25 protein-coding genes are annotated in these 25,211 nt (G+C 68.6%); 15 read left to right on the top strand and 10 right to left on the bottom strand.

Annotated elements, in window-relative coordinates:
• Nucleotides 1-9: 9 nt before the first annotated feature.
• The 5 genes from dapE to map form a co-directional block, all read right to left on the bottom strand.
• Nucleotides 10-1,143, bottom strand: a complete 1,134-nt coding sequence (gene dapE, locus BMY69_RS07970) for a succinyl-diaminopimelate desuccinylase (protein ID WP_090176807.1) — start codon at nt 1,141-1,143, stop codon at nt 10-12.
• 94 nt (nt 1,144-1,237) lie between these two features.
• Nucleotides 1,238-1,591, bottom strand: a complete 354-nt coding sequence (locus BMY69_RS07975; RefSeq protein ID WP_090052019.1) for a Spx/MgsR family RNA polymerase-binding regulatory protein — start codon at nt 1,589-1,591, stop codon at nt 1,238-1,240.
• A 3-nt stretch (nt 1,592-1,594) separates the two neighbouring features.
• Complete coding sequence (gene dapD, locus BMY69_RS07980; protein ID WP_090055529.1) at nt 1,595-2,422, bottom strand: 2,3,4,5-tetrahydropyridine-2,6-dicarboxylate N-succinyltransferase; 828 nt, start codon at nt 2,420-2,422, stop codon at nt 1,595-1,597.
• Nucleotides 2,409-5,066: a [protein-PII] uridylyltransferase gene (gene glnD / locus BMY69_RS07985; protein ID WP_255364493.1), complete on the bottom strand. Its 2,658-nt coding sequence runs from the start codon at nt 5,064-5,066 to the stop codon at nt 2,409-2,411. The genes dapD and glnD overlap by 14 nt, the downstream gene beginning before the upstream one ends.
• A gap of 70 nt (nt 5,067-5,136) precedes the next feature.
• Entirely contained in the window at nt 5,137-5,904 is a 768-nt protein-coding gene (map, locus tag BMY69_RS07990; RefSeq protein ID WP_090052017.1) for a type I methionyl aminopeptidase, read from the bottom strand.
• Nucleotides 5,905-6,283: 379 nt separating this feature from the next.
• Here map and rpsB point away from each other — a divergent pair, with 379 nt between their 5' ends.
• The 15 genes from rpsB to BMY69_RS08065 all read left to right on the top strand — a co-directional run bounded on the left by rpsB (nt 6,284) and on the right by BMY69_RS08065 (nt 21,301).
• Entirely contained in the window at nt 6,284-7,132 is an 849-nt protein-coding gene (rpsB, locus tag BMY69_RS07995) for a 30S ribosomal protein S2 (RefSeq protein WP_090176810.1), read from the top strand.
• 84 nt (nt 7,133-7,216) lie between these two features.
• The gene (tsf, locus tag BMY69_RS08000; protein WP_090052014.1) at nt 7,217-8,095 is read left to right on the top strand and encodes a translation elongation factor Ts; all 879 of its coding nucleotides are present in this window, start codon (nt 7,217-7,219) and stop codon (nt 8,093-8,095) included.
• 291 nt (nt 8,096-8,386) lie between these two features.
• On the top strand, nt 8,387-9,109 hold the full coding sequence (gene pyrH, locus BMY69_RS08005; protein ID WP_090052012.1) for a UMP kinase: 723 nt from the start codon (nt 8,387-8,389) through the stop codon (nt 9,107-9,109).
• Between the two features lie 97 nt (nt 9,110-9,206).
• Nucleotides 9,207-9,764, top strand: a complete 558-nt coding sequence (gene frr, locus BMY69_RS08010) for a ribosome recycling factor (RefSeq protein WP_090052010.1) — start codon at nt 9,207-9,209, stop codon at nt 9,762-9,764.
• Nucleotides 9,765-9,784: 20 nt separating this feature from the next.
• Nucleotides 9,785-10,519, top strand: a complete 735-nt coding sequence (gene uppS / locus BMY69_RS08015; RefSeq protein ID WP_090052008.1) for a polyprenyl diphosphate synthase — start codon at nt 9,785-9,787, stop codon at nt 10,517-10,519.
• A 12-nt stretch (nt 10,520-10,531) separates the two neighbouring features.
• Nucleotides 10,532-11,350, top strand: coding sequence for a phosphatidate cytidylyltransferase (locus BMY69_RS08020; RefSeq protein WP_090052006.1), 819 nt, complete (start codon nt 10,532-10,534; stop codon nt 11,348-11,350).
• A 2-nt stretch (nt 11,351-11,352) separates the two neighbouring features.
• A complete protein-coding gene (locus tag BMY69_RS08025) occupies nt 11,353-12,537 on the top strand; it encodes a 1-deoxy-D-xylulose-5-phosphate reductoisomerase (RefSeq protein ID WP_090176813.1) in 1,185 nt (394 codons plus the stop codon).
• A 44-nt stretch (nt 12,538-12,581) separates the two neighbouring features.
• Entirely contained in the window at nt 12,582-13,925 is a 1,344-nt protein-coding gene (gene rseP / locus BMY69_RS08030) for an RIP metalloprotease RseP (RefSeq protein WP_090176814.1), read from the top strand.
• A 186-nt stretch (nt 13,926-14,111) separates the two neighbouring features.
• Entirely contained in the window at nt 14,112-16,535 is a 2,424-nt protein-coding gene (gene bamA, locus BMY69_RS08035) for an outer membrane protein assembly factor BamA (RefSeq protein WP_090176817.1), read from the top strand.
• An 81-nt stretch (nt 16,536-16,616) separates the two neighbouring features.
• The gene (gene lpxD / locus BMY69_RS08040) at nt 16,617-17,645 is read left to right on the top strand and encodes a UDP-3-O-(3-hydroxymyristoyl)glucosamine N-acyltransferase (RefSeq protein ID WP_090176819.1); all 1,029 of its coding nucleotides are present in this window, start codon (nt 16,617-16,619) and stop codon (nt 17,643-17,645) included.
• Complete coding sequence (fabZ, locus tag BMY69_RS08045; RefSeq protein ID WP_090051997.1) at nt 17,642-18,115, top strand: 3-hydroxyacyl-ACP dehydratase FabZ; 474 nt, start codon at nt 17,642-17,644, stop codon at nt 18,113-18,115. The genes lpxD and fabZ overlap by 4 nt, the downstream gene beginning before the upstream one ends.
• Nucleotides 18,112-18,885 carry an acyl-ACP--UDP-N-acetylglucosamine O-acyltransferase gene (gene lpxA / locus BMY69_RS08050; protein ID WP_090051996.1) on the top strand — a complete coding sequence of 258 codons (774 nt, stop codon included), beginning with the start codon at nt 18,112-18,114 and terminating at the stop codon, nt 18,883-18,885. Before fabZ ends, lpxA begins: the two co-directional genes overlap by 4 nt.
• A 69-nt stretch (nt 18,886-18,954) precedes the next feature.
• Complete coding sequence (gene lpxB, locus BMY69_RS08055; RefSeq protein WP_090176822.1) at nt 18,955-20,178, top strand: lipid-A-disaccharide synthase; 1,224 nt, start codon at nt 18,955-18,957, stop codon at nt 20,176-20,178.
• Nucleotides 20,179-20,189: 11 nt separating this feature from the next.
• The gene (gene rnhB, locus BMY69_RS08060) at nt 20,190-20,837 is read left to right on the top strand and encodes a ribonuclease HII (RefSeq protein ID WP_090176824.1); all 648 of its coding nucleotides are present in this window, start codon (nt 20,190-20,192) and stop codon (nt 20,835-20,837) included.
• Between the two features lie 98 nt (nt 20,838-20,935).
• On the top strand, nt 20,936-21,301 hold the full coding sequence (locus BMY69_RS08065; RefSeq protein WP_090051991.1) for a hypothetical protein: 366 nt from the start codon (nt 20,936-20,938) through the stop codon (nt 21,299-21,301).
• Nucleotides 21,302-21,344: 43 nt separating this feature from the next.
• Here BMY69_RS08065 and BMY69_RS08070 read toward each other — a convergent pair whose 3' ends face one another.
• Genes BMY69_RS08070 through moaA form a run of 5 tightly spaced genes read right to left on the bottom strand, consistent with a single transcriptional unit; the run spans nt 21,345 to nt 25,205 of the window.
• On the bottom strand, nt 21,345-22,535 hold the full coding sequence (locus tag BMY69_RS08070) for a molybdopterin molybdotransferase MoeA (protein ID WP_090176827.1): 1,191 nt from the start codon (nt 22,533-22,535) through the stop codon (nt 21,345-21,347).
• 1 nt (nt 22,536) lies between these two features.
• Nucleotides 22,537-23,475, bottom strand: a complete 939-nt coding sequence (moaCB, locus tag BMY69_RS08075) for a bifunctional molybdenum cofactor biosynthesis protein MoaC/MoaB (RefSeq protein WP_090051988.1) — start codon at nt 23,473-23,475, stop codon at nt 22,537-22,539.
• The gene (locus BMY69_RS08080) at nt 23,472-23,954 is read right to left on the bottom strand and encodes a molybdenum cofactor biosynthesis protein MoaE (protein WP_090176830.1); all 483 of its coding nucleotides are present in this window, start codon (nt 23,952-23,954) and stop codon (nt 23,472-23,474) included. Before BMY69_RS08080 ends, moaCB begins: the two co-directional genes overlap by 4 nt.
• A 2-nt stretch (nt 23,955-23,956) precedes the next feature.
• Nucleotides 23,957-24,208, bottom strand: a complete 252-nt coding sequence (locus tag BMY69_RS08085) for a MoaD/ThiS family protein (protein ID WP_175472727.1) — start codon at nt 24,206-24,208, stop codon at nt 23,957-23,959.
• A 22-nt stretch (nt 24,209-24,230) separates the two neighbouring features.
• Nucleotides 24,231-25,205: a GTP 3',8-cyclase MoaA gene (gene moaA / locus BMY69_RS08090; RefSeq protein WP_090176833.1), complete on the bottom strand. Its 975-nt coding sequence runs from the start codon at nt 25,203-25,205 to the stop codon at nt 24,231-24,233.
• Nucleotides 25,206-25,211 lie beyond the last annotated feature (6 nt).

The following is a 25,211-nucleotide window of genomic DNA, read 5'->3' on the forward strand; positions in this document are numbered from 1 at the left end:
CCGCTGTCTTCAACCGGCGAGCATGCGCTCGCAGATCGCCTCGTAGAGATCCGGCAGGCGTTCCAGGTCGGCGATGCTGACGCATTCGTCGACCTTATGGATCGTGGCGTTCACCGGCCCCAGCTCGATCACCTCGGCGCCCATCGGCGCGATGAAGCGTCCGTCGGACGTGCCGCCGCCCGTGCTCTGTTCCGGATCGATGCCGCAGAGATCGCGGCAGACGGCGGCCACGACCTCGCGCAACCGGCCGCCCGGCGGCGCCAGGAACGGGTGGCCCGACAGGTGCCAGTCGATGGCGAAATCGACGTCGTGCGCGCGCAGGATCGCCTCGGCGCGCTCGCGAAGCGCGTCGGCCGTGCTCGCCGTCGAGAAACGGAAGTTGATCAGCGCCACGAGCTCGCCGGGGATCACGTTGTTGGCGCCCGTGCCGGCGTTGAGGTTGGACACCTGGAACGAGGTCGGCGGGAAATCGGCGTTGCCCTCGTCCCAACGCTCCGCGGCCAGCGCGGCGAGCGCCGGTGCGAACGCGTGGATCGGGTTCTTCGCTTTTTCCGGATAGGCGACGTGGCCCTGCACACCGCGAACGGTGAGCGTGCCCGAGAGCGAGCCGCGCCGCCCGACGCGGATGAGGTCGCCGAGCCGCTCCTTCGCCGAAGGCTCTCCCACGACGCACGCGTCGATGCGCTGGCCCGTCGCGGCGAAGTGTTCCACCACCTCGCGCACACCGTGCAGCGCCACGCCCTCCTCGTCGCTGGTGAGCAGCAGGCCGACGGTACCGGCGTGCAAGGGGTGCGCGCCGACGAAGCGCTCCAGCGCCACCACCATCGCGGCCACCGATCCCTTCATGTCCGCCGCGCCGCGCCCGTAAAGCATGCCCTCGTGCTCCGTCGGCTCGAAGGGCGGAAAGCGCCAGCGATCCTCGGGGCCGGTGGGCACGACATCGGTGTGGCCGAGGAAGGCCAGCACGGGGCCCTCCGTCCCGTGGGTGGCCCAAAGGTTGTCGACGTCGCCGAAGCGCAGGTGCTCGATACGGAAGCCGAGCTTTGCGAGGCGCGCCGCGATGAGCGGCAGGCAGCCGGCGTCCTCGGGCGTGACCGAACGGCGGGCGATGAGGTCCTTGGTGAGGGCGAGCACGGGGGTCATGGCTGGATCGTTACCTGGGAAGCGTGGTCGCGAAAACCGCGCGTTCCGCCGTGGGCACCGGCGTGCGCCGGTGCGACGGGTGTGGCTGGCCGGATCACTTTCCGAACCGCTTCTTGAACGCGTTATCGGAAAAACCGACCGACACGTCGTCGCCATCAACGACGACGGGCCGCTTGATCAGCGCCGGGTATTCCTTGAGCAGCAGGGTCCACTCGGGATCGGTGCGCGGATCCTTGCGCTGCGGGAGCAGCGTCCGCCACGTGGTCGACGCCTTGTTGATCAGCTTTTCCCATCCGCCGAGTTTCTCCGCCCACGCCTTCAGCGTGGCCGCGGGCACCGGGTTCGCGCGATAGTCGACGAACGTGTACCCGACGCCGAAGCGGTCGAGCCAGTTCCTCGCCTTCTTGCAGGTGTCGCAGGTCGGCAGGCCATAGAGCGTGATCGTCATGGATCAGTCGCCGCTGCGCAGGAGTTCGTTGATGCCGGTCTTCGAACGCGTCTTCTCGTCCACCTGCTTGACGATCACCGCGGCGTAGAGGCTGTGGCTGCCGTCCTTCGAGGGCAGGCTGCCGGAAACGACGACGCTGCCGGCCGGGACGCGGCCATAGGTCACCTCGCCCGTCGCGCGGTTGTAGATGCGGGTGGACTGGCCGAGGAACACGCCCATGCCGATCACGGAACCCTTCTCCACCACGACGCCCTCGACGACTTCGGAGCGCGCGCCGATGAAGCAGTTGTCCTCGATGATCGTCGGGTTGGCCTGCAGCGGCTCCAGCACGCCACCGATGCCGACGCCGCCGGAAAGATGCACGTTCGCGCCGATCTGCGCGCAGGAGCCAACCGTGGCCCAGGTATCGACCATGGTGCCGGCGCCCACGTAGGCACCGATGTTGGTGTAGCTCGGCATCAGCACCGCGTCCTTCGCGATGTGCGCGCCGCGACGGACGAGCGCCCCAGGAACCACGCGCGCGCCGAGGCTCGCGTATTCGGTGGCGTCGCCGTCGGTGAAGCGCAGCGGCACCTTGTCGAACGCGCTCGACGGGCCGCCGTCCATCACGCGGTTGCCGTTCATGCGGAAGTACAGCAGCACCGCCTTCTTCAGCCACGCGTTGACGATCCAGCCGCCCTTGCCGTCGGGTTCGGCGACGCGGCGTTCGCCGGATTCGAGCAGGTTGAGCACCTGGTCGACGGCTTCGCGCAGGTTGCCCTCGATCTCGTTCTGCGTGAGGTCGGCGCGGCGTTCGAAGGCGTCGTCGATCAGGGATTCAAGGGTTTGCATCTGCATGTACGGGAGTCCTGGGGCTTTCGGAACCGATGTGACGCAGCAGGCACGTGCGCAGAATCTCCCGGCGCTCGGGAGACAACGGCGCGTCGCTGCGATCGGTCAGTTGGAAGAAATCTTCGACGCGTTCGCCGAACGTGGCGATACGCGCATCATGCACGCGCACTTCCGCTTCGGCCAGCGCCTGCGCGACCGCGGCGAGCAGGCCCGGCCGGTCGGTGCAGACCAGCGCGAGCTGCGTGCGCTCGCCCGCGTCCACGAACTCGATGCGCGGCGCCATCTGGAAATGGCGCAGGTGACGGGAAATGCCGCGCTTGGTCGGCGCATGCCCGGCCGCCTGCTCCAGCGCGTGCAGCATGCGCGCGCGCAACTCCTCCGCGCGCTGCAACGAGGCCGGTGCCTGCGAATCCGATTCGAGCAGCAGGAAGGTGTCCAGCGCCTTGCCGGTGCTCGAGACGAGGATGCGCGCCTCGACCACGGAGAAACGCAGGCGATCCAGCACGGCGGTCACCGTGGCGAACAGGCCGTCACGGTCGGGCGTGTAGATGAACAGCTCGGTGCTTCCGCGCACGGAGAACGGATGCACCTCGACCAGCGGCGTGGCGCCATGGGCGCGCAGGATCGCCGCGGTCTGCCACGCGATCTGCTCGGGGCGATGACGCAAAAAGCTCGTGTCCGGAAATTCCGCCCAGACCGATGCGATGTCGTCCGCGGGAACGCGCTCGGCGGCGAGCATCACGAGCGCGCGCTCGCGGCATTCACGCACGCGCACGCCGGAGTGGCCGGGCGGCTTGAGGTCGCTGCGCAGCGCGAAGCGCGTGGACGTATAGAGGTCCGCGAGCAGCCGGTCCTTCCACGCGTTCCACAGCTTCGGGCTGGTGCCGATGATGTCGGCGATCGTGAGCAGGTAGAGGTGGTCGAGGTGTTCCCAGTCGCCGACTTCGGCACCGAACCGGTGTACGACGTCGGGATCGGTGATGTCCTGGCGCTGGGCGGTCGTGCTCATCGAGAGGTGGTGACGCACCAGCCAGGCGACGAGATCGATCTGCTCTTCCGGCAGGCCGAGCCGGCCGCAGAACGCGCGGGCGTCTTCTTCGCCCAGCACGGAGTGGTCGCCACCCCGACCCTTCGCGATGTCGTGGAACAGCGCGGCCAGCAGGAGCAGCTCCGGCCGCTCCAGGTGCGGCCAGATCTCGCAGGCGATGGGGAACTCGCGGCGCGCGGCGGGATCGGCGAAGCGCGCCACGTTGCGCAGCACGCGCAGCGTGTGTTCGTCGACGGTGTACACGTGGAAGAGGTCGTACTGCATGCGGCCGACCACCTTGCCGAATGCTGGCAGGATCGCGGCGAGCAGCCCATGCCGGTTCATGCGCCACAGCGCCTCCACGGCCGGCGCGCCGCGACGCAGCAGCGCGAGGAACGCCGCGAGCACCTGCGGATCGTCGGCCAGGGATTCGCCGTGCTGCGACACGGCGTGCTGGATGCGGCGCATGGTTTCGGCGGTGAAGCCCGTGATGCCGGGCTCGTCCAGGCGCGCGATGAAGATTTCCACGAGCGCGGAAGGCCGGCGCACGAAAAGGTGCGGATTGCGCGGCGCGATGCGCGATCCGTAGCGCACGTAGTCGCTTCCCACCGGCTGTGGCTCGACATCGGGATCGAGCATTTCCTCGAAGCGCTCCACCAGCTGCGTGCCGGACCGCTCGATCTGGGTCGCCGCGCGGTAGTAGCCCTGCATGAACTGCTCGACGCCCAGGTTCTTCGCGTGTTCGTCCTCGAAGCCCAGGCGCGTCGCGAGCGCGCGCTGGTAGTCGAACAGCAGCCGCTCTTCCGCGCGGCCCGCCTCCAGGTGCAGGGCGTAGCGATAGCGGCGCAGCGTTTCCTCCGCGCGCGTCAGGCGCGTCACCTCCACGGGCTCCAGCAGTCCCTCGGCGACCATGGCGTCGAAATCGGGCGCGTCGGCGAGGCGGCGACCGAGCCAGCGCAGCGCGTCGAGCGTGCGCAGCCCGCCGGGGCCGTCCTTGAGGTTCGGTTCGAGGTTCTGCGCGGTGTCGTCGTAGCGCGCGTGGCGCGCGTCGCGTTCGGCCAATCGCGCGGCGAGGTATTCGCGGGGCGGCCAGATCGCGGGATCGTCGAGGATGCCGCGCAGTTCGTTGGCCAGGATGGGCCAGCCCGCGAGGCGCCGGGCATCGAGCAGGCTGGTGAACACGCTGATGTCGCGAGCGGCGAGCTCGCGGCATTGCTGGATCGTGCGCACCGCGTGCCCCGGCTTGAGGCCGATGTCCCAGAGGCAGGCGAAGAAATTCTCCAGCGCGCGGTTCAGCGCCGGCGACGTCTCGCCGACCAGCGCGAGCAGGTCGACGTCCGACCGCGGGAACAGCATGCCGCGCCCGAAACCGCCGACCGCGAAGAGCGCGCCGGCGGCGATGTCGCCGAGGCAGGCCCCCCAGACATGCACCACGATGCGATCGACGATCTCCGCGCGACGCCGCGCGAGAGCCGAGGCGTCTTCGCCGTCGCGAAATGCGACCGTGAGCGCGCGGTCGATGTCGCCGAGCAACTGGCGCAGCGAGCGTCGCGCCTCGGGCGATACGCCCGAGCGGGGCACCACGGCGGGCAGGCGTGGTAGCGGTGGCAGCGTCACGTCAGGAGCCCCTCGTCGGTGTGTCGTCGGTCGCTGTGGGAGGGTCGCCCCGGATGTCGGTCCGGCCCCTTCAGGCCGCGTCCGGCCAGGGGGTGAGGATCTCGAACCCGTCGTCGGTCACCGCGATCGTGTGCTCCCATTGCGCGGAGAGCGAATGGTCCTTGGTCACCACGGTCCAGCCGTCCGGCAGCGACTTCGTCTGCGGCTTGCCGGCGTTGATCATCGGTTCGATCGTGAAGGTCATGCCGGGCTTCAGCTCCAGGCCCGTGCCGGCGCGCCCGTAGTGCAGCACCTGCGGCTCGTCGTGGTAGACCTTGCCGATGCCATGGCCGCAGTACTCGCGGACCACCGAGAACCCCGCCGCCTCGGCGTGCTTCTGGATCGCGGCGCCGACGTCGCCCAGGGTGGCCCCCGGCTTCACGGCCTCGATGCCCTTCATCATGGCCTCGTAGGTCGTCTCGACGAGGCGCTTCGCCAGCACGCTCGGGGTGCCCACGAAGTACATGCGGCTCGTGTCGCCGTGCCAGCCGTCCTTGATGACGGTGACGTCGATGTTGACGATGTCGCCGTCCTTGAGGACCTTGGTCGGGCTCGGGATGCCGTGGCAGATCACGTGGTTGACCGAGGTGCAGGTCGTCGCCGGATACCCTCGGTAGCCCACGTTCGCCGGGATCGCCTTCTGCACGTTGACGATGTGGTCGTAGGCCAGCTTGTCGAGGTACTCGGTGGTGACGCCGGGCTTCACGTGCGGCACCAGCATCGCCAGCACCTCGGCGGCCAGACGGCCGGCCTCGCGCATCGCCTGGATCTCTTCGGGGGTCTTCGGTTGCACTGCCATGGCGGGTCTCTTTGAATTTTCCTTTGCCGTCAGGGGATTGGGCCTGCCAGCGGAGATGGCGGCGCCCCCGCCGGAATTCCACCCCGACTTGCGGCCAGGGGGAGCCGGAGGCTACAATTAGCGAGTTTTGCTGTCCGGCGAAGCCACTGTCACGTGGCCACGGCGGCGAATCGAAGCGCGATTGTAACCGCACGGCGCCATTCTTGGCCCGGCGCGAGGCCATCGCTTTTAACGCCACACACGCATCGGCACCGCCTTCGGGGTGCCTGTCCCACCGTCGTCGCGAAAGGCGCCGCGGCCGGGTCGGGTCGAAGCCGGGGATGCGTGGAGGTCCCAACCCCCATAGAACCGCACGAGCGGTTCGCCCAGGAGTAATTCCATGGCACAAGTCACCATGCGCGAGATGCTGGAAGCCGGCGTCCACTTCGGTCACCAGACCCGTTACTGGAACCCCAAGATGGCTCCGTACATCTTCGGCGCCCGCGGCAAGATCCACATCATCAACCTCGAGAAGACCCTTCCGCTCTTCACCGACGCGATGAACTTCCTCTCGGGCCTGGCCCAGAAGGGCGGCACCATCCTGTTCGTCGGCACCAAGCGTTCGGCCCGCGAGGCCCTCGCCGAGGAAGCCGGCCGCGCCGGTCAGCCGTTCGTCACCGCCCGCTGGCTCGGCGGCATGCTGACCAACTTCCGCACGGTCAAGCAGTCGGTCGCCCGCCTGAAGGAACTCGAAGCCGCCGAAACCGACGGTTCGTTCGACCGCCTGGTCAAGCACGAAGTGCTGGCCCGTCGCCGCGAGCGCGAGAAGCTGCAGAACTCGCTGGGCGGCATCAAGGACATGAACCGCCTGCCGGACGCCCTCTTCATCGTGGACATCGGCCACGAAGACATCGCCGTCCAGGAAGCCCGCAAGCTCGGCATCCCGGTCGTCGCCGTCGTCGACACCAACTACGACCCGGCCCTCGTCGACTACGCCATCCCGGGTAACGACGACGCCATCCGCGCCATCCAGCTGTACGCCCGTGCCGCCGCCGACTCCATCCTGGAAGGCAAGGCCGCCGCTCCGAACGCCGCCCGCGGCGACGCGAACGAGTTCGTCGAGCTGGACGAGGAAGGCAACCCGGTCGCCAAGGACGAAGCCCCGCGCGGCGATCGTCGTGGCGCCCCGGCCAAGAAGGGTGCCCCGCGTCGCGAAGGCGGCCGTGACGGTGGTCGTGGCCGCGCGTAAGCGCCCCGCCCCGTAACACGCTCTTCCGTTTCACCGGCGCCGCGGCACCTCGCCGCGGCGCCCATCAAACTTTGAGGAATTACCATGGCTGAGATCTCTGCAAGCCTCGTCAAGGATCTGCGCGAGCGTTCCGGCGTTGGCATGATGGAGTGCAAGAAGGCGCTCGTCGAAAACAACGGCGACATCGAAGCGGCGATGGAATGGCTGCGCAAGAACGGTCTGGCCAAGGCCGACAAGAAGGCCGACCGCGTCGCCGCCGAGGGCCTGATCGCCGTCGCGCAGGACGCCGGCAAGGCCGTCCTCGTCGAGGTCAACAGCGAGACCGACTTCTCGTCGCGCAACGAGCAGTTCATCCAGTTCACCAAGGACGTCGCCAAGGTCGCGCTCGAGTCCGGCGCCTCCGACATCGAGGCCCTCAAGGCCGCGAAGCTCGGCGACGCCACGGTCGAGGAAGGCGCCAAGGCCCTCACCCTCACCATCGGCGAGAAGTTCGAAGTCCGCCGCATGGCCAAGGTCGAGAACGACGGCCCGATCGGCGCGTACTCGCACAGCGGCCGCATCGGCGTGCTGGTGGCCCTGAAGGGCGGCTCGGAAGAGCTGGCCAAGGGCATCGCGATGCACGTCGCCGCGATGAACCCGAAGTTCGTCAGCGAGAAGGACGTTCCGGCCGACTTCCTCGAGAAGGAAAAGGAAATCGAGCTCTCGAAGATGTCCGACAAGGAAAAGGCCAAGCCGGCCGAGATCCTCGAGAAGATCGTTTCGGGCAAGGTCAACAAGATCCTCGCCGAAGTGACCCTCGTCGGCCAGCCGTACGTGCTCGACGGCGACGTCACCGTGGCCGAGGCCCTCAAGAAGGCCGGTGCCGAGATCGTCTCGGTCCAGCGCCTGGCCGTGGGCGAAGGCATCGAGAAGGTGGTGGACGACTTCGCCGCCGAAGTGATGAAGCAGGCGGGCCTGGCGTAAAGCCACATCGCTCCGCTGAACGAAAAGGCCCCGGAGACGGGGCCTTTTTTATGTCGCCATGCTCGTTACCCAAGGCGCTTTCCGTGGGAGCGCACCTGGGCGCGACAGCTTCTCGCCAAGACCCCGCAGCTGGCGCGCGAGCCCGGGTACAGGGCCGAAGAGCGGTCGCGCCCAGGTGCGCTCCCACCATGGCATCCGGCATTCGTGACATGGATCGGCATTTCATCTGCCCGTAACAAACGACGCGCGGTAAACTACGCCCGTTTTGCCCCACACAATTCGGAGACCCCCATGAGCAACCCGCTGAACCACCGCCGCATCCTGCTCAAGCTCTCCGGTGAAGCCCTTATGGGTAGCGAGGACTACGGCATCGATCCCAAGGTGATCGGCCGTCTCGCCAAGGAAATCCTGGAAGTCCGCGATGCCGGCGTCGAAGTCGGCGTGGTGATCGGCGGCGGGAACATCTTCCGTGGCGCCGGCCTGGCCGCGTCCGGCATGGACCGCGTCACCGGCGACCACATGGGCATGCTCGCCACCGTCATGAACGCGCTGGCCATGCAGGATGCCATCGAGAAGCTCGGCGGCGAGGCGCGCACCATGAGCGCGATCAAGATCAACGAGGTCTGCGAGGACTTCATCCGCCGCCGCGCCATCCGCCACCTCGAGAAGGGCCGCGTCACCCTGTTCGCGGCCGGCATCGGCAACCCCTTCTTCACGACCGACTCCGCCGCCGCGTTGCGCGCCGTCGAAGTGGGCGCCGACCTGCTGCTCAAGGCCACCAAGGTCGACGGCGTGTACTCGGCCGATCCGAAACGCGACCCGACCGCGGAACGCTACGAGCACCTCACCTACAACCAGGTCATCGAGCGCCGCCTCGAGGTCATGGACACGGCCGCCATCGCGCTGTGCCGCGAGAACAAGCTGCCGCTGCGCATCTACGACATGACCCAGCCCGGCAACCTCATGAAGATCATGCGCGGCGAGCCCGTCGGCACCCTCGTCGACGCCGGCTGACGCCCCGCCTGCCGGGCGCCTTGGCGCGGTGCGGCACGGCCGCGCCGCGAGCCCCTGCTATACTCGTTTGCTGACCCGTTCCACCGGAAACAAGCCCATGATCAACGACATCAAGAAAGATGCTGAGACCCGCATGGGCAAGAGCATCGACTCGCTCAAGCACGACCTGAAGACGATCCGCACCGGTCGCGCCAACCCGTCGATCCTCGAGAACATCGTGGTGCCCTACTACGGGACGCCCACGCCGCTCGCCCAGGTCGCCAACGTGACCACGCCGGACGCCCGCTCGCTCTCCGTGAAGCCGTTCGACAAGAGCATGGTCGGCCCGATCGAGAAGGCCATCATGGCCTCCGACCTCGGCATCACGCCGACGACGATGGGCATGGACATCCGCCTGAACTTCCCGCCGCCGACGGAGGAGCGGCGCAAGGAGCTCGCCAAGAGCGTGTCGAAGGAAGGCGAGTCCGCGAAGATCGCCATCCGCAACGTGCGTCGCGACGCCATCCAGCACGTCGACAAGCTGCTGAAGGACAAGACGATTACCGAGGACGACAAGAAGCGCGCGGATGACGACATCCAGAAGCTGACCGACAAGTACGTCAAGGAAGTCGACAGCGTCGTCGCCGAGAAGGAAAAGGAGCTGATGGCGCTCTGACGCGCCATCGGACGCCACCCATGACAGCGAGGACCGACGCACGGGTTCCCCGTCACCTCGCCATCGTGATGGATGGCAACGGTCGCTGGGCGAAGCAGCGCCTTCGCCCGCGCACGTTCGGCCACCACGCCGGCCAGAAGGCCGTGCGCGAAGCCGTCGAGTTCTGCCTGCGGCGCGGCATCGCCTCGCTCACCCTGTTCGCCTTCTCCAGCGAGAACTGGCAGCGCCCGCCCACCGAGGTGTCGGCGCTGATGGAACTGTTCCTCAAGGCGATCGACCGCGAGGTCGACGAGCTGCACGGCAACGGCGTCCGCATCCGCTTCGTCGGCGACCTCGACGCGTTCGCGCCCGAACTGCACGCGCGCATGCGCGGCGCGATGGAACGCACGTCCGGCAACACGGCGCTGAACCTCAACGTCGCGGTGAACTACGGCGGTCGCTGGGACATCGCGCGCGCCGCGCGCCTCGCCGCCGAGGCCGCGTCCCGCGGCGAGTTCGGCTTCGACGAGATCGACGAGCAACGCCTGCACGGCTACACCTGCCTGGCCGACCAGCCGCCACTCGACCTGTTCATCCGCACGGGAGGCGAAACCCGTGTCAGCAACTTCCTGCTCTGGCAGATCGCCTACGCCGAGCTCTATTTCACCGACACCCTGTGGCCCGACGTCGACCAGGACCGCCTCGCCGAGGCGCTGGACGACTACGCCCGTCGCGAGCGCCGTTACGGACGCACCGGCGAGCAGGTCGCGGGCTGACGCCGGACACCCATGCTCAGACAACGCATCACCACCGCCGCGATCCTCATTCCGCTGGTCCTGGCCCTGATCCTGCTGCCGCCGACCGGCTTCTTCGCCTCGGTCGTCGCCCTCGTCTTCGTCGCCGCCGCGTGGGAATGGAGCCTGCTCGCCGGCTGCCGCACGATGGTCGGTCGCGGCATCGTGGCCGCCGCGGCCGCCGCGATCTTCGTCGCGCTGCTGCTCGTGCGCACGCCCGGACTGCTCACGGCGCTGACGATCGCGGGCGTGGCCTGGTGGATCGGCTGCTGCTTCTGGCTGCGCCATTTCACGTTCGCCGCGGCGCCGAACGCCGAGAACCGCATGGTCAAGCTCGGCGCCGGCGCGCTGGTGATCGTGCCGACCCTCGCGGCCGCCGCGCTGCTGCACGATGGCGAGCGCGGCCCCTGGTGGGTACTGCTCGCCCTCGTGATCGTCTGGGCCGCGGATACCGGCGCCTATTTCAGCGGACGCCGCTTCGGCGGCCGCAAGCTGGCGCCGCGCATCAGCCCGGGAAAGACCTGGGCCGGCGTGTACGGCGCCGTCGCGGCCGGCGGTCTGGTCGCCCTGCTCGGCGGCTTCCTGCTCGGCGTGCGTGACGGCGGGCAGCTCGTCGGCCTGCTCGTCCTCGGCGTCGTCACCGTGGCCGTGGCGGTCGTGGGCGATCTCTTCGAGAGCCTGATGAAGCGGCATGCCTCGGTGAAGGACTCGGGCAACATCTTCCCCGGTCACGGCGGCCTGCTCGACCGCCTGGACAGCGTGTTCGCCGCCATCCCGGTGTTCGTCGCCGGCAAGCTCCTGCTGGGGCTCTGAGGATGTCGCCGCGTAACGTCGCCGTTCTGGGCGCCACCGGCTCCATCGGCGGCAGCACCCTCGACGTCATCGCCCGGCACCCCGGGCGCTTCCGTGCCAGCGTGCTCGTCGCCCACCGTGACACCGCGGGACTCGCGGCCCTGTGCGAACGCTTCCGCCCCGATCTGGCGATCGTCGCGGATCCCGCGATGGAAGCCGATCTCGCGCGCCGGCTCGCCGCCGCGGGCGTCCAGTGCGACGTCGCATCGGGTGCCGACGCGGTGACCGCGGCGGCCGCCGGGCCGCTGTGCGACACGGTCGTCGCGGCCATCGTGGGCGCGGCCGGGCTGGAGTCGACGCTCGCGGCCGCGCGCGCGGGCAAGCGCCTCCTGCTGGCCAACAAGGAATCGATCGTCATGGCCGGCGCCCTCCTGCTCGAGGCCCTGCGCCAGGGCGGTGGCGACCTGATTCCGATCGACTCCGAGCACAACGCGATCTTCCAGTGCCTGCCGGGCGGCCGGCCCGACCTCGACAAGGTCGGCGTCCGCCGGCTGATCCTCACGGCCTCGGGCGGCCCGTTCCGCGGCCGCGCGCGCGCCGATCTGGCCGGCGTCACGCCCGACCAGGCCTGCGCCCATCCCAAATGGTCCATGGGCCGGAAGATCTCGGTCGATTCCGCCACGCTGATGAACAAGGGCCTGGAGGTCATCGAGGCCCACCACCTGTTCGCCGCGCCGGTCGACGCGATCGAGGTCGTGGTCCACCCGCAGAGCCTCGTGCACTCCATGGTCGACTACGTCGACGGCTCGGTGCTGGCCCAGCTCGGCAACCCGGACATGCGGACGGCCATCGCCTGCGCCCTGGCCTGGCCGGAGCGCATCGAGGCCGGCGTCGCCCCGCTGGACCTCGCGGCCCACGCCCGCCTCGACTTCGAGCGGCCGGACACCGACACGTTCCGCTGCCTCGCCCTCGCCTTCGCGGCCCTGCGCGCGGGCGGCGACGCCACGGCGATCCTGAACGCCGCCAACGAAGTCGCCGTGGACGCCTTCCTGGCCGGCTCCCTCCCCTTCCTCGGCATCGCCGAGCTCGTCGAACGCGTTCTTGAGGAACTGCCGGCCGAACCCGTGGTCGATGTCCAGACCCTCGTGGGGCGGGATGCGCAGGCAAGGCGGACGGCACGGGACGTGCTGCACCGCGCTTACTGCTAAACTCGTTCCACCCAACGTTTTTCGACCGAGACCCACCCTCCCCGATGAGCCCCGTCCTAGGTTCCGTGTTCTGGCTGCTGGTAACGCTCGGCGTGCTGGTGACCTTCCACGAATTCGGCCACTACTGGGTCGCGCGCCGCTGTGGCGTGCGCGTGCTGCGCTTCTCCGTCGGTTTCGGCCGCCCGCTGTGGCGCCGCGTGGCGAAGGACGGCACCGAATACCAGATCGCCGCGATTCCGCTGGGCGGCTACGTGAAGATGCTCGACGCCCGCGAAGGCGACGTTCCCGCGGCGGAGCGCGACGAGGAATTCACCGGCAAGTCCGTGTGGAAGCGTATCGCCATCGTCGCCGCGGGTCCGGCATTCAATCTCATTTTCACCATCGCGGCCTTCTGGGCGATGTACATGATCGGCAAGCCCGATGTCGCGCCGGTGGTCACCGCCGATGCCGGCAGCGTGGCCGCCGTGGCGGGCATCCGTCCGGGCGACCGCATCGTCGCGATGAACGGCGATCCGGTGAACAACTGGAGCGAAGCCACCGAGGTCCTGGCCAACGGTCTGCTCGGCAGCGATCCCCTGCCGGTGCGCGTCACGGGCGTCGACGGCGCGCAGCGCGACGTCGTCCTGCCGCTGCAGAACCTCACCGCGGGCGGCGACATCGGCAAGAAGTTCGACCAGCTCGGCCTCGGCCTCCAGCTGCCCGCGATCGTGGGCCAGGTGGTGCCGGGCGACCCGGCTTCGCTGGCAGGCATCCGCCCGGGCGATCGCATCCTCAGCGTCAACGGCAAGCCGGTCTCCGATTTCGGCGACTTCACCAGGCTCGTGCCGGCGCAGGCCGCCATCTCGCCGAAGATCGCCGTGGCGGTCCAGCGCGACGGCCGCACGCAGACGTTCGACGTCACGGCCCGCATGAAGTCCGAGCAGGGGCAGCCGACGCGCTGGCTCATCGGCGTGGCGCCGCGGCCGATGGAAGAGGCCACGCTCCGCTACGGCCCCGTGCGCGCCTTCAGCGAATCGCTGCGCGCCACATGGACCGGCACGGCCTCCACCTTCAACCTGATCGGCAAGATGCTCTCCGGCCAGGCCTCGACCAAGAACCTCTCCGGCGTGATCGGCATCGCCCAGGTGGCGAACGATTCCGCCAACCGCGGCCTCGGCTGGTTCCTGAACTTCCTCGCGCTGGTCTCCCTGAGCCTGGCGATCTTGAACCTCCTGCCGATCCCGGTCTTGGACGGTGGACACCTGCTGTATTACCTTATCGAGTTGATCAAGGGCAGCCCGGTCAGCGAACGCACCATGATCGCCGGCCAGTACGTAGGCATCGTCCTCTTGTTCACGCTGATGGGGCTGGCGTTCTTCAACGACATCCAGCGAATGCTCGTCTCGTGAGTCAGGCCACCGCCTCGGGCGGCCCCTGCCACGCGCGTTCCTTCGCGCAGCGCTTTTCGCTTCACCCAGGTTACGGGCGCTTCCGCGTCCCGCGCCGAACGACGCCGGGCATGAGCCCAGCGCGTGCTCCTCTTCGGTCGCCGGCCTCGTCCGCCGTCGGCTGGAATTAACCCAACGGAATCGACGATGAAGCGTATCGCCGCCCTGATCCTGCTTGCCTCCCTGTCCGCCAATGCGCTTGCCTTCGAGCCGTTCGTCGTTTCCGACATCCGCATCGACGGCCTGACGCGCATCGCGCAAGGCACGGTGCTGAGCTACCTGCCGATCGAGAAGGGCGAGACCCTGAGCGACGACAAGGCACAGGCCGCCATCCGCGCCCTGTACCAGACCAAGTTCTTCAGCGACATCGAACTCGACCGCCAGGGCGACATCCTGGTGATCAAGGTCGTCGAGCGCCCGGCCATCGCCAAGCTCACGCTGCGCGGCAACAAGGACATCAAGGAAGACGACCTGCGCAAGGGCCTCAAGGAGATTGGCCTGGCCGAAGGCGAGACCTTCGACCGCCTCTCGCTCGACCGCGTGCAGCAGGAGCTGATCCGCCAGTACTACAACCGCGGCAAGTACAACGTGTCGGTCGAACCGCACGTCACGCGCCTGGATCGCAACCGCGTCGCGATCGACATCGAGATCCGCGAAGGCAAGGCGGCGAAGATCAAGGAGATCAACGTCATCGGCAACAAGGCGTTCTCGGACAAGGCGATCCGCGACGGCTTCGAGTCGAACACCTCCAACTGGCTGTCCTGGTACTCGAAGGACGACCAGTACTCCCGCGAAAAGCTCTCGGGCGATCTCGAGAAGCTCAGCAACTACTACATGAACCGCGGCTACGCCGACTTCGGCATCGACTCCACGCAGGTGGCGATCAGCCCGGACAAGCGCGCGATGTACGTCGACGCCAGCGTGAAGGAAGGCGAGGTCTATACCGTCTCCGACGTGAAGCTGCTCGGCGAACTGATCCTGCCGGAAGAGACCCTGCGCAAGCTGGTCTACATCCACAAGGGCGACACGTTCAACCGCGCGGCGATCGAAGCCAGCACCGACGCGATCAAGGCGATCCTCGCGAACATCGGTTACGCGTTCGCGAAGGTCACGCCGATCCCGAAGCTCGACAAGGACAAGCGCACCGCCGACCTCACGCTCTTCATCGAGCCGGGCAAGCGCGTGTACGTCCGCCGAGTCGTCTTCCAGGGCAACACGCGCACCGAAGACACCGTGCTCCGCCGCGAAATGCGCCAGCTCGAGGGCTCGTGGTATTCCCAGGGCGCGATCGACCGTTCGAAGACCCGCCTGCAGCGCCTCGGCTACTTCAAGACCGTGGACATCGACAAGGCGCTCGTGCCCGGCACCGTCGACCAGGTCGACCTCACCGCCAAGGTCGAGGAACAGTCGGCCGGCTCGCTGATGTTCGGCGTGGGCTACTCGCAGTACTCCGGCATCATCCTGTCGGCGTCGGTGTCGCAGAACAACTTCCTGGGTACCGGCGACCGCTTCTCGATCGGCGCGGAAACCAGCACGTACTACAAGCGCATCAACGCCAGCTACACGAACCCGTACCTCACGGATTCGGGCATCGCGATCGGCTACAACCTGGGCTACAGCAAGCTCGACTACGGCGACACCGATCTGGCGAACTACCAGTACAGCACCAAGTCGTTCGAGACCACGCTGTCGATTCCCATCACGGACTTCGACTCGATCTCGACCAGCCTCGGCATCAGCTCGAACAAGATCAACACGTCGTTCTACACGCCGGCGCCGCTGATCGCCTACCAGGACGCGCTGGGCAACAAGACCATCCATTCGTGGACGTCGAGCCTCGGTTACACCCACGACACGCGCAACAGCTACTGGGCGCCGACGCGCGGCGGCCAGCTGACCGCGTCGGTCTCCGGCGCGCTGCCGGGCTCCACGGTCCAGTACTACAAGCTGTTCGGTGAAGCGAACCACTACTGGCCGATCGGCAAGGGCTTCGTGCTCTACCTCGACGGCCAGGTCGGTTACGGCAAGACCTACGGCCAGACATACGACCACGACGGGTTCGCCTATAACCCGCAGGATCCGAACAACCCGACGAAGATCTACAGCAAGGGCGACCGCGTCGAGTTCCCGTTCTGGGAGAACTACTACGCGGGCGGCGTGCGCGACGTGCGCGGCTTCCAGGACAACACCCTGGGTCCCCGCCTCTGCGACGGCGGCAGCGCGAGCTCGGTGCCCGACAGCAAGGGTCGTTGCAGCGGTGGCTACTACAGCTACGGTCAGCCGGTCGGTGGCGCGTTCAAGGTGCTCGGTACCGCGCAGGTGTTCCTGCCGCTGCCGTTCCTGAAGGACGTCAACACCGCCCGCGTGTCGTGGTTCGTCGACGTCGGTAACGTCTACAAGGACTACGGTTCGTTCGACGCCAGCGACCTGCGCGCCTCGACCGGTCTGTCGCTCCAGTGGCAGGCGCCGATCGGCCCGCTGATCATCAACTTCGCCGTGCCGTTCCGTAAGAAGGACGCCGACAACCGCTTCGTCGAGCGCATCCAGTTCACGTTCGGCAACACGTTCTAAGCAGGCATCGGCGACAACGCCTGTAGAATCCGGGGGTGGCCGGGCACGAGCCCCGCCACCCCTTTCTTTTGGGAGCTTTCCGTGAGCGGGAACCCGCAATTCACCCTGGCCGAACTGGCCGAGCGCTTCGGCCTCGAAGCCCATGGCGATCCCGCGACCGTCGTCGACGGGGTGGGCACGCTCTCGGGCGCCACGCCGTCCCAGTTCACCTTCCTGTCCAACCCGAAATACACGTCGCAGCTGGCGGAATCGCAGGCCGGCATCGTCGTGCTGAACGCCGACGCGTTGCCCCTGCGCACCGGCGCCGCGCTCGTCGCGAAGGACCCTTACGTCGCCTACGCGAAGATCGCGGCCCTCTTCGAAAAGCATGCCGCCGCGCCGCGAGGGATCCATGCCAGCGCCGTGGTCTCGCCGTCAGCGCGCGTGCATCCGACAGCAAGCGTCGGTCCCTGCTGCGTCGTGGAAGACGGCGCCGTGATCGACGAAGGCGCGATCCTCGGCCCGCATTGCACGATCGGCCCCGGCTGCGTCGTCGGTGCCGGCAGCCGCCTCGTGGCGCGCGTCACGCTCGTGATCCGGGTCACGCTGGGCAAGCGCGTTTTGGTGCATCCCGGCGCCGTGATCGGCTCGGACGGCTTCGGCATCGCCTTCGATCGCGACCACTGGGTGAAGCTGCCCCAGCTCGGCGGCGTGCGGATCGGCGACGATTGCGAGATCGGTGCCAACACCACGATCGACCGTGGGGCGCTGGAAGACACGGTGCTCGAGGAGGACGTCCGCCTCGACAACCAGATCCAGATCGCCCACAACGTCCATATCGGCGCGCACACCGCGATGGCCGGCTGTTCCGCCGTCGCCGGCAGCGCGAAGATCGGCCGCTACTGCCTGATCGGCGGCAACGCGGGCATCCTCGGCCACCTCGAACTGGCCGACCGGGTTACCATCACGGCCAAAAGCCTCGTGACGGCATCGATCAGGGAGCCGGGCGAATACTCGTCCGGCTCCCCGCTGCAGGAAAACCGCCAGTGGCGGCGCAACGCGGCGCGCATGAAACACCTCGACGAGTACGCGCGCCGCCTGGCGGCGCTGGAAAAGGACAAAGGGCAATGACCGAACCGAAAGCCGCCGTGACGCTTCCCGTGGACGTGGAGCAGATCCAGCGACTCCTGCCTCACCGTTATCCGTTCCTGCTGGTGGATCGCGTGACCGCGATCGATCCGGGCAAGACGATCACGGCGATCAAGAACGTCACGATCAACGAGCCGTTCTTCCAGGGCCATTTCCCCGGCCACCCGGTGATGCCGGGCGTCCTGATCGTCGAGGCCATGGCGCAGACGGCCGGCCTGCTCACGCAGATCACCAGCCAGGTCGACGGCCAGTCGGGCAGCCCGCTCTTCTACCTCGTGAAGGTGGACAACGCGCGCTTCTCCGCCGTCGTGGCGCCGGGCGACCAGCTCGTGATGCACGTGTCGCTGAAGCGACTGATCCGCGGCATGGGCCTTTTCGAGGCGCAGGCCACGGTCGACGGCAAGGTCGTCGCCTGCTGCGAGCTGATGTGCGCGGCGAGGAGCGACAAATGATCCACGCCACGGCGCAGATCGATCCGTCCGCGCGCATCGCGGACAACGTCAGCATCGGTGCGTACAGCATCATCGGTGCCGACGTGGTCATCGGCGAGGGCACCACCGTCGGTCCACACGTGGTGATCGAAGGCCCCACGATCATCGGCCGCGACAACCGCATCTCGCAGTTCGCATCCATCGGCGGCGCTCCGCAGGACAAGAAATTCCAGGGCGAGCGCACGGAAGTCATCATCGGCGACCGCAACCTCATCCGCGAATTCGTCACGATCAACCGCGGCACCGGCGACGGTGGCGGCATCACGCGCATCGGCAACGACAACTGGCTGCTCGCCTACGTGCACATCGCGCACGACTGCCAGGTGGGCAATCACGTGGTGTTCTCGAATTACTCGGCGCTCGCAGGCCACGCGGAGATCGGCGACTGGACCATCATGTCGGGCTATTCCGGCGTGCACCAGTTCTGCAAGGTCGGCGCGCACGCGTTCATCGGCATGGGCTGCCTCGTCGGTTCCGACGTGCCGCCGTTCGTGATGATGGCCAACGAGACCCGTGGCCGTCCGCGCGGCATCAACAGCGAAGGCCTGAAGCGTCGCGGCTTCGACACCAACCGCATCGCCGCCATCAAGCGCGCCTATCGCACGCTGTACATGGCCGGCCTGCCACTGGCCGAAGCGCGCGAGCAGCTGCTTGCGCAGGCGGAAACCAGCGACGACGTCCGCCAGATGCTCGAGTTCATCGATCGCAGCGAGCGCTCGCTCGCCCGGTAACAACCGCCGGCGCCACGCGGCGCCGGCGTTTCGCAAGGCCGGGACGCCGGCTGCGGGAGACCCATCACCATGCAGCAGACCATCCCCGACGCGACATCGCCGCTGATCGTCCTGATCGCGGGCGAAGATTCCGGCGACCAGCTGGGCGCCGACCTCATCGACGCCCTGCGCGCGCGCTATCCGGACGCCCGTTTCACCGGCATCGGCGGCCCGCGCATGCTCGCGCGCGGCTTCGAGTCCTGGTACGACATCCGCGAGCTCTCCGTCATGGGCTTCGCGGAAGTGGTCAGCCACCTTCCGCGCCTGCTGAAGCTGCGCAAGGCCTTGCTCGCGCGCATCCTCGCTGCCCGTCCGACGATCGTGATCGGCATCGACGCCCCCGACTTCAACCTGGGCGTCGAGCGGAAGCTCAAGGACGCCGGCCTCGCCACCGTCCATTACGTGAGCCCCTCCGTCTGGGCATGGCGGGAGAAGCGCGCGGAAAAGATCGGACGCTCGGCGGACCGTGTCCTGTGTCTCTTCCCGATGGAGCCGCCGATCTACGCGAAGCACGGCATCGACGCCCGCTTCGTCGGGCATCCGCTCGCCGATCGCTTCCCCATGGTCTCGGATCGCGACGCCGCCCGCGACACGCTGGGCCTGCCCCACGACCAGCCCGTGCTCGCGGTGCTCCCGGGTAGCCGCCCGAGCGAGATCGAGCGCATCGGCGCGACCTTCATCGAGGCGGCGAAGCGCGTCGCCGCCGCCATGCCGCAGCTGCGGATCGTCGTGCCCGCCGCCAACGAGCGCGTGCGGGCCCGGCTGACCACCCTGCTCGCGGATTTTCCCGGCACGCCGCCCCTGCTCACGGACGGCCATTCGCACGAGGCGATGGTCGCGGCCGACACCGTGCTGCTGGCCTCGGGCACCGCGACGCTGGAGGCCATGCTCGCGAAGCGGCCGATGGTCGTGGGCTATCGCGTCTCGCCGACCAGCTATCGCATCGCGAAACTGCTGAAGATGCTCAAGACCGACGTCTACAGTCTGCCGAACATCCTCGCCCGCGCCTGTGGCCTCGGCGAGGAGCGTCTCGTTCCGGAATACATGCAGGACGAATGCACGCCGGAAAACCTCGCGCGGGCCACGCTCGACCTGCTGGCCGACAGCGAGCGGCGCGGCCAGGTCGTGGCGGCCTTCGAAGTCCTGCACCGGGCGCTGCGCGGCGGCCTCGACGGGCGCGCCGCGGACCACGCGGCCGCCGCGGTGGCCGAACTGATCGACCGGCGCTTGCCCACCGGCCGCGTCGGCGACTAGGCTTTCCGCCCATGCCACGCAAGCGCAACGTCACCTCCCAGCTCGGTCGCGATCTCGTCGTCGCGGGCGTCGACGAGGCCGGCCGCGGACCCCTGGCGGGTCCGGTGGTGGTGGCCGCGGTGATCCTCGACCCGGCACGCCCGATCCGCGGTCTCGACGACTCCAAGCAGCTGGCCGAGGACGTGCGGGAAAAGCTCTACGCGCGCATCGTCGAACGAGCGCTCGCGCACTGCGTGATCTTCGTCGAGCGCGAGGAGATCGACCGCATCAACATCTTCCAGGCGACGATGGTCGGCATGACGCGCTCCCTGATGGGACTGTCGCTCGCGCCGCAGATCGCCCTGGTGGATGGCAATCGCCTGCCGCGCACCCTGCCCTGCGAAGGCCGCGCGGTGATCGGCGGCGACGCCACGGAACCCGCGATCAGCGCGGCGTCCATCCTCGCCAAGGTCAGTCGCGACCGGCACATGCATGCCCTCGACGCGCTGCACCCGGGCTACGGCTTCGCCCGGCACAAGGGCTATGCCGTGCCCGAACACCTCGAGGCCCTGGGACGGCTCGGCCCCTGCGATGCCCACCGGCGCAGCTTCGCCCCCGTGAAGCGCTGGTTCGAGCCCGAGATCGAACCGATGGCGGACCTCTTCGCCGTCGCGGTCTGACCTACCGCAGAAACCCCTCAAGTCCTCCCGGACCTTGCCGATAGGTAGGTGGAACGCCCTTCGTGCGTTATCCAATCCCCTATCGACAGGTCACACCCATGAAGAAGATCGCCATCGCCGCCGCGCTGTTCCTCGCCGCCCCGCTGTCCGCCCACGCCGCCTGCGCCGCCAAGGATTTCGCCATCGACGACTTCGCCGTGAAGCTGCAGCAGGGTTCGGGCCAGCCGCGCTTCAGCATGAAGGGCAACCTGGTCAACAAGTGCGCCGAAGCCGCGGCCGCGCAGATCCGCATCGATGCGAAGGACGCCTCGGGCAAGGTCATCGCGAGCAAGCAGGGCTGGCCGGCCGGCACGTCGAACATCGAGCCGGGCAAGGCCGTGGACTTCGATCTCGGCCGCCTGTTCCGCTACTCGCCGGAAATGCAGGACTACACGGTCGTCGTGACCGATGTGAAGGCCTGGTAAGACCCACGCCCGGACCCGCGCGGTCCGGGCGACTCGTGCGCTGTCAGATCGCCAGCCAGCGCACCTTCTCGCCCGCCGCGAACGGCGCGCGTCGCGCCGGCAGCCAGACCAGGGCATGCGCCGAGGCCAGGTTGCTGAGCATGTGCGAGTCCTGCCGCGGCAGCAGGCCCAGTGAGGCGGTGCCGTCCGAGAGATCGAGCCGCATGCGGACCAGGCGATCGCGCTCCTCGTCGGCATCCACCTCGCCCGAGAGCACGCCGCGACGCCACGCGGGCTGAGGCTCCGCCTCGCCCTCCAGGCGCGCGAGCACCGCGCGCGCATGCACCGCGAGGCACACGAGCACCGCGGCGGGATTCCCGGGCATGCCGAGCATCGCGCGCCCGTCGCGCATGCCGAACCAGAGCGGCTTGCCCGGCTTCTGCGAAACCTTCCAGAACACCTTGCGCACGCCGAGCCGGTCGGCCACCACCGGAATGAAATCCCGGTCGCCCACCGATACGCCGCCGCTGGTCACGATGAGGTCGGCGCTATCCAGCGCCGCGCTCATGGCTTCTTCCAGCGCCGTCTCGTCATCGCGCACGTACGCGACGACGGGCTCGCCATAGCCGTTTTCCACGAACCACGCGCGCAGCAGCGGACCGTTGGCGTCGTAGACCTGCCCGGGTTCGAGCGGCTCCCCGGCGCGCACGACTTCGTCGCCGGTGACCAGCACCGCGATGCGAGGCCGCCGATACACCTCGACGGTGTCGATGCCCGCCATGGCCATCGCGGCGAGCAGGCCGGCGCCGATACGGCGCCCCGGCTCCGCCAGCGCGGCACCCGCCGCGAGCTCCTCGCCTTCGTAACGGATCGCCTCGCCCTTGCGCACGGCCTCGCGAAGGACGATGCCCTCGCCCGTGCGCTCGACGATCTCCTGCCGTGCCACGGCATCCGCGCCCTCGGGCAGGACGCCGCCGGTGAGGATGCGCACGGCGTCACCGGGACCGATGGCGACGGCGGCGGGCTGTCCGGCGGCCGCGATGCCGACCAAACGGCGCTGCGCCGTGCCGTCGTCGGCCCGGACCGCATAGCCGTCGACCGAACTCTGCGTGAAGCGCGGCAGCGCGATGCGCGCGCGCGGCGTTTCGGCCAGCACCGCGCCGAGCGCCAGCTCGATCGGCACGCGATGCGTCGGCAGCGAGCGGACAGCGGTGGCGTACGCTTCCAGCGCCTCGGCGATCGGCAGCAGCGCCATGTCAGTGCGCCTCGCCGTAGCCGCCGGGATGGCGGCCACCCGTGCGGCCGGTCTCCAGCAGATGCACGAGGCCCGGCAACACGGCGGCCAGCGATTCGCCCGCACCGCCCCGGCTGCCCGGGAACGTGACCACGAGCGTGTCGCGCACGTACCCCGCGACGCCGCGCGACAGCATCGCGAAGGGCATGCGTTTCTGTCCGAAGGCGCGGGCGGTCTCCATGATGCCGGGAATCTCGACGTCGAGCAGCGGCCGCACCGTGTCCACCGTGATGTCGCGCGGCCCGAGGCCGGTGCCGCCGACGGTGATCACGAGGTTCACGCCGCCGTCGACCAGCGAGCGCAACAGGTCGCCGAGGACCTCGGCGTCATCCGCGATCACGGCGTATTCCACGGGATCGAATCCGGCCTCGATCAGGGCATCGCGCACGTACGCCCCGGCGGTGTCCGGCTTGGCGCCGCTGGCGACGGTGTCCGACAGCACCACGACGGCCGCGCTGCGCGGCGCGGCGAGCGTGCGCCGGTAATGCGACTTGCCGCCCGTCTTGCGTTCGAGGCGGCAATCCTCGATGTGCAGCTCATCGGGCTCGGCATAGGGCTTGAGCATGTCGTAGATCGTGAGCGCCGCGAGGCTCGCCGCGGTCAGCGCTTCCATCTCGACGCCCGTCGGGCCGATCGTCTGCACTTCCGCGATCACGCGCACCGATGTCTCGGCGAGCTCGTACGCGACATCCGCGCGATGGATCGGCAGCGGATGGCAGAGCGGGATCAGCTCGTCGGTGCGCTTCGCGGCGAGGATGCCGGCGACACGCGCGGTCTTCAGCGGATCGCCCTTCTCGGTATCGCCGCTGCGCAGCAGCGCGATGCAGTGGGCGGGAGCATGCAACGTGGCGGTGGCGCGCGCGACGCGAAGGGAATCCGGCTTCTGGCTGACGTCTTTCATCCGTGGCTCGTGTGCGTGTGGTGGCGGTGCGCCGCCGGGGCCGGCTCGTCGAGGTCGTCGCGGATGCAGCAGCCTTCCACGAACGCGCTGCTGCCGTCGGTGTAGAACTCTTCCTTCCAGATCGGCGCGCCATGCTTCACCGCGTCGACGGCATAGCGGCAGGCGTCGAACGCTTCCGCCCGGTGCGGCGCGCGCACGACGCAGACGATGGCGATGTCGCCGATCGCGAGGTCGCCCAGGCGATGCACGATGCGTACGTACGGTACCCCGTAGCGTTCGCGCGTGGCGTGTTCGACGTCGCGAATCACCTTCGCCGCGAGCGGCTCGTGCGCCGTGTACTTGAGGTGGCGCACGGAGCGCCCCTCGTGGTGGTCGCGCACCGTGCCGACGAACAGCGCGAGGCCGCCGCACTCCGGATGGGCGTCGAGCTCGAGGAGCGGGTCGACGGCGACGGGATCGTGAGACAGAACGTGGGTCATGGTCAGCCTCCCGCCACGGGCGGCAGCAGTGCGATGCGCCGGTCGGCGGGCAGCGCGTCCGCACGGCGGATGATGGTGTCGCCCGAAACGCAGGCGCAGCGTTCGAGCGAGCCGGCCAGTTCGGGCCGTTCGCGCGCCAGCAGCGTCAGCGCGTCGCCGACGGTTGCGACGTCGGCGTCGGTTTCGACGCGGCATTCGCTGCCGCCGGCCAGCCGTTCGAGGTTGGCATAGAGTTCGAAGACGATCGGTGTCATGGACATTCCGGTACGAGGTGAGTCATCCGCCCATCGCGTGCATGGTCAGCGGCCGGTCGACCGGGCCGGGCCGCGAGGCATAGCCGGCGTCCTTCAGCCAGACGGCGCGGGCGACGTGCGCGGCCAGGGCCTCGTCGTCGATGCCTTCGCGCATGCGCGCGCCCAGCGGTGTTCCCACGGGGGAGAACAGGCAGGTGAACAGCTCGCCGGTGGCGGTGATGCGCAGGCGATCGCACGTGGCGCAGAACGGATGGGAGACGGTGGAAATGATGCCGAGGGGATAGTGCCCGTCGACCAGGTAAGGCGTGGCCGGATCGTGGCTCCGCGGCACGACGTCGACCCGGTGCGTCACGCGGATCGCGTCGAGGATCTCGGCCTCGGACACGACCGCGTCGCGCTTCCAGTGTCCCGGCGCGTCCAGCGGCATGTATTCGATGAAGCGCAGCGGCAGGCCGCGCGCCATGGCCCAGTCCAGCAGCGGGACGACATCCTTTTCGTTGTCGCCGCGGATCACCACGGCGTTGAGCTTCACGTTCGCCCCGGCGTCCGCGAGCGCGTCGATGCCGTCCAGAACGGGCGCGATCTCGCGACGGGTCAAGCGGCGGAAGGTCTCCGGATCGAGGGCATCCAGGCTCACGTTGAAGTCGTCGATGCCGGCCGCGATGAGCTCGCGAGCCTTCGGCGCGATGCGCGACGCGTTCGTCGTCATCGACAGCCGCGCCAGGCCACGCGCGCGCAGGCCGTCGATCGCGCGCACGCATTCCAGCAGGTCGCGGCGCAGGAGCGGCTCGCCGCCCGTGAGGCGGATCTGGTCGATGCCGTGGTCCACGAACAGGCCGGCGAGGCGCACGATCTCGTCGCGCTCCAGCAGGCTCGCGCGGGGCAGCCAGTCCGGGTGCTCGGGCATGCAGTACGTGCAGCGGAAATTGCAGCGATCGGTCAGCGATATCCGCAGTTTGCGCTTGGTACGTCCGTGGCGGTCGATGAGGGGTGACATGGTCGC

Origin of the sequence: Luteibacter sp. UNC138MFCol5.1 (assembly GCF_900110505.1) — a bacterium.
Lineage (GTDB): Bacteria > Pseudomonadota > Gammaproteobacteria > Xanthomonadales > Rhodanobacteraceae > Luteibacter.

Bases quoted from the DNA above. Each gene is read 5' to 3' on its own strand.
- pyrH (WP_090052012.1), top strand. From the start codon at position 8,387: ATGAGCAACCCGCTGAACCACCGCCGCATCCTGCTCAAGCTCTCCGGT.
- bamA (WP_090176817.1), top strand. From the start codon at position 14,112: ATGAAGCGTATCGCCGCCCTGATCCTGCTTGCCTCCCTGTCCGCCAAT.
- BMY69_RS08025 (WP_090176813.1), top strand. From the start codon at position 11,353: ATGTCGCCGCGTAACGTCGCCGTTCTGGGCGCCACCGGCTCCATCGGC.
- BMY69_RS08065 (WP_090051991.1), top strand. From the start codon at position 20,936: ATGAAGAAGATCGCCATCGCCGCCGCGCTGTTCCTCGCCGCCCCGCTG.
- uppS (WP_090052008.1), top strand. From the start codon at position 9,785: ATGACAGCGAGGACCGACGCACGGGTTCCCCGTCACCTCGCCATCGTG.
- BMY69_RS08070 (WP_090176827.1), bottom strand. From the start codon at position 22,535: ATGGCGCTGCTGCCGATCGCCGAGGCGCTGGAAGCGTACGCCACCGCT.
- moaCB (WP_090051988.1), bottom strand. From the start codon at position 23,475: ATGAAAGACGTCAGCCAGAAGCCGGATTCCCTTCGCGTCGCGCGCGCC.
- lpxB (WP_090176822.1), top strand. From the start codon at position 18,955: ATGCAGCAGACCATCCCCGACGCGACATCGCCGCTGATCGTCCTGATC.
- rseP (WP_090176814.1), top strand. From the start codon at position 12,582: ATGAGCCCCGTCCTAGGTTCCGTGTTCTGGCTGCTGGTAACGCTCGGC.
- rnhB (WP_090176824.1), top strand. From the start codon at position 20,190: ATGCCACGCAAGCGCAACGTCACCTCCCAGCTCGGTCGCGATCTCGTC.
- dapD (WP_090055529.1), bottom strand. From the start codon at position 2,422: ATGCAAACCCTTGAATCCCTGATCGACGACGCCTTCGAACGCCGCGCC.
- rpsB (WP_090176810.1), top strand. From the start codon at position 6,284: ATGGCACAAGTCACCATGCGCGAGATGCTGGAAGCCGGCGTCCACTTC.
- lpxA (WP_090051996.1), top strand. From the start codon at position 18,112: ATGATCCACGCCACGGCGCAGATCGATCCGTCCGCGCGCATCGCGGAC.
- BMY69_RS07975 (WP_090052019.1), bottom strand. From the start codon at position 1,591: ATGACGATCACGCTCTATGGCCTGCCGACCTGCGACACCTGCAAGAAG.
- frr (WP_090052010.1), top strand. From the start codon at position 9,207: ATGATCAACGACATCAAGAAAGATGCTGAGACCCGCATGGGCAAGAGC.
- dapE (WP_090176807.1), bottom strand. From the start codon at position 1,143: ATGACCCCCGTGCTCGCCCTCACCAAGGACCTCATCGCCCGCCGTTCG.
- fabZ (WP_090051997.1), top strand. From the start codon at position 17,642: ATGACCGAACCGAAAGCCGCCGTGACGCTTCCCGTGGACGTGGAGCAG.
- tsf (WP_090052014.1), top strand. From the start codon at position 7,217: ATGGCTGAGATCTCTGCAAGCCTCGTCAAGGATCTGCGCGAGCGTTCC.
- BMY69_RS08020 (WP_090052006.1), top strand. From the start codon at position 10,532: ATGCTCAGACAACGCATCACCACCGCCGCGATCCTCATTCCGCTGGTC.
- BMY69_RS08085 (WP_175472727.1), bottom strand. From the start codon at position 24,208: ATGACACCGATCGTCTTCGAACTCTATGCCAACCTCGAACGGCTGGCC.
- moaA (WP_090176833.1), bottom strand. From the start codon at position 25,205: ATGTCACCCCTCATCGACCGCCACGGACGTACCAAGCGCAAACTGCGG.
- map (WP_090052017.1), bottom strand. From the start codon at position 5,904: ATGGCAGTGCAACCGAAGACCCCCGAAGAGATCCAGGCGATGCGCGAG.
- BMY69_RS08080 (WP_090176830.1), bottom strand. From the start codon at position 23,954: ATGACCCACGTTCTGTCTCACGATCCCGTCGCCGTCGACCCGCTCCTC.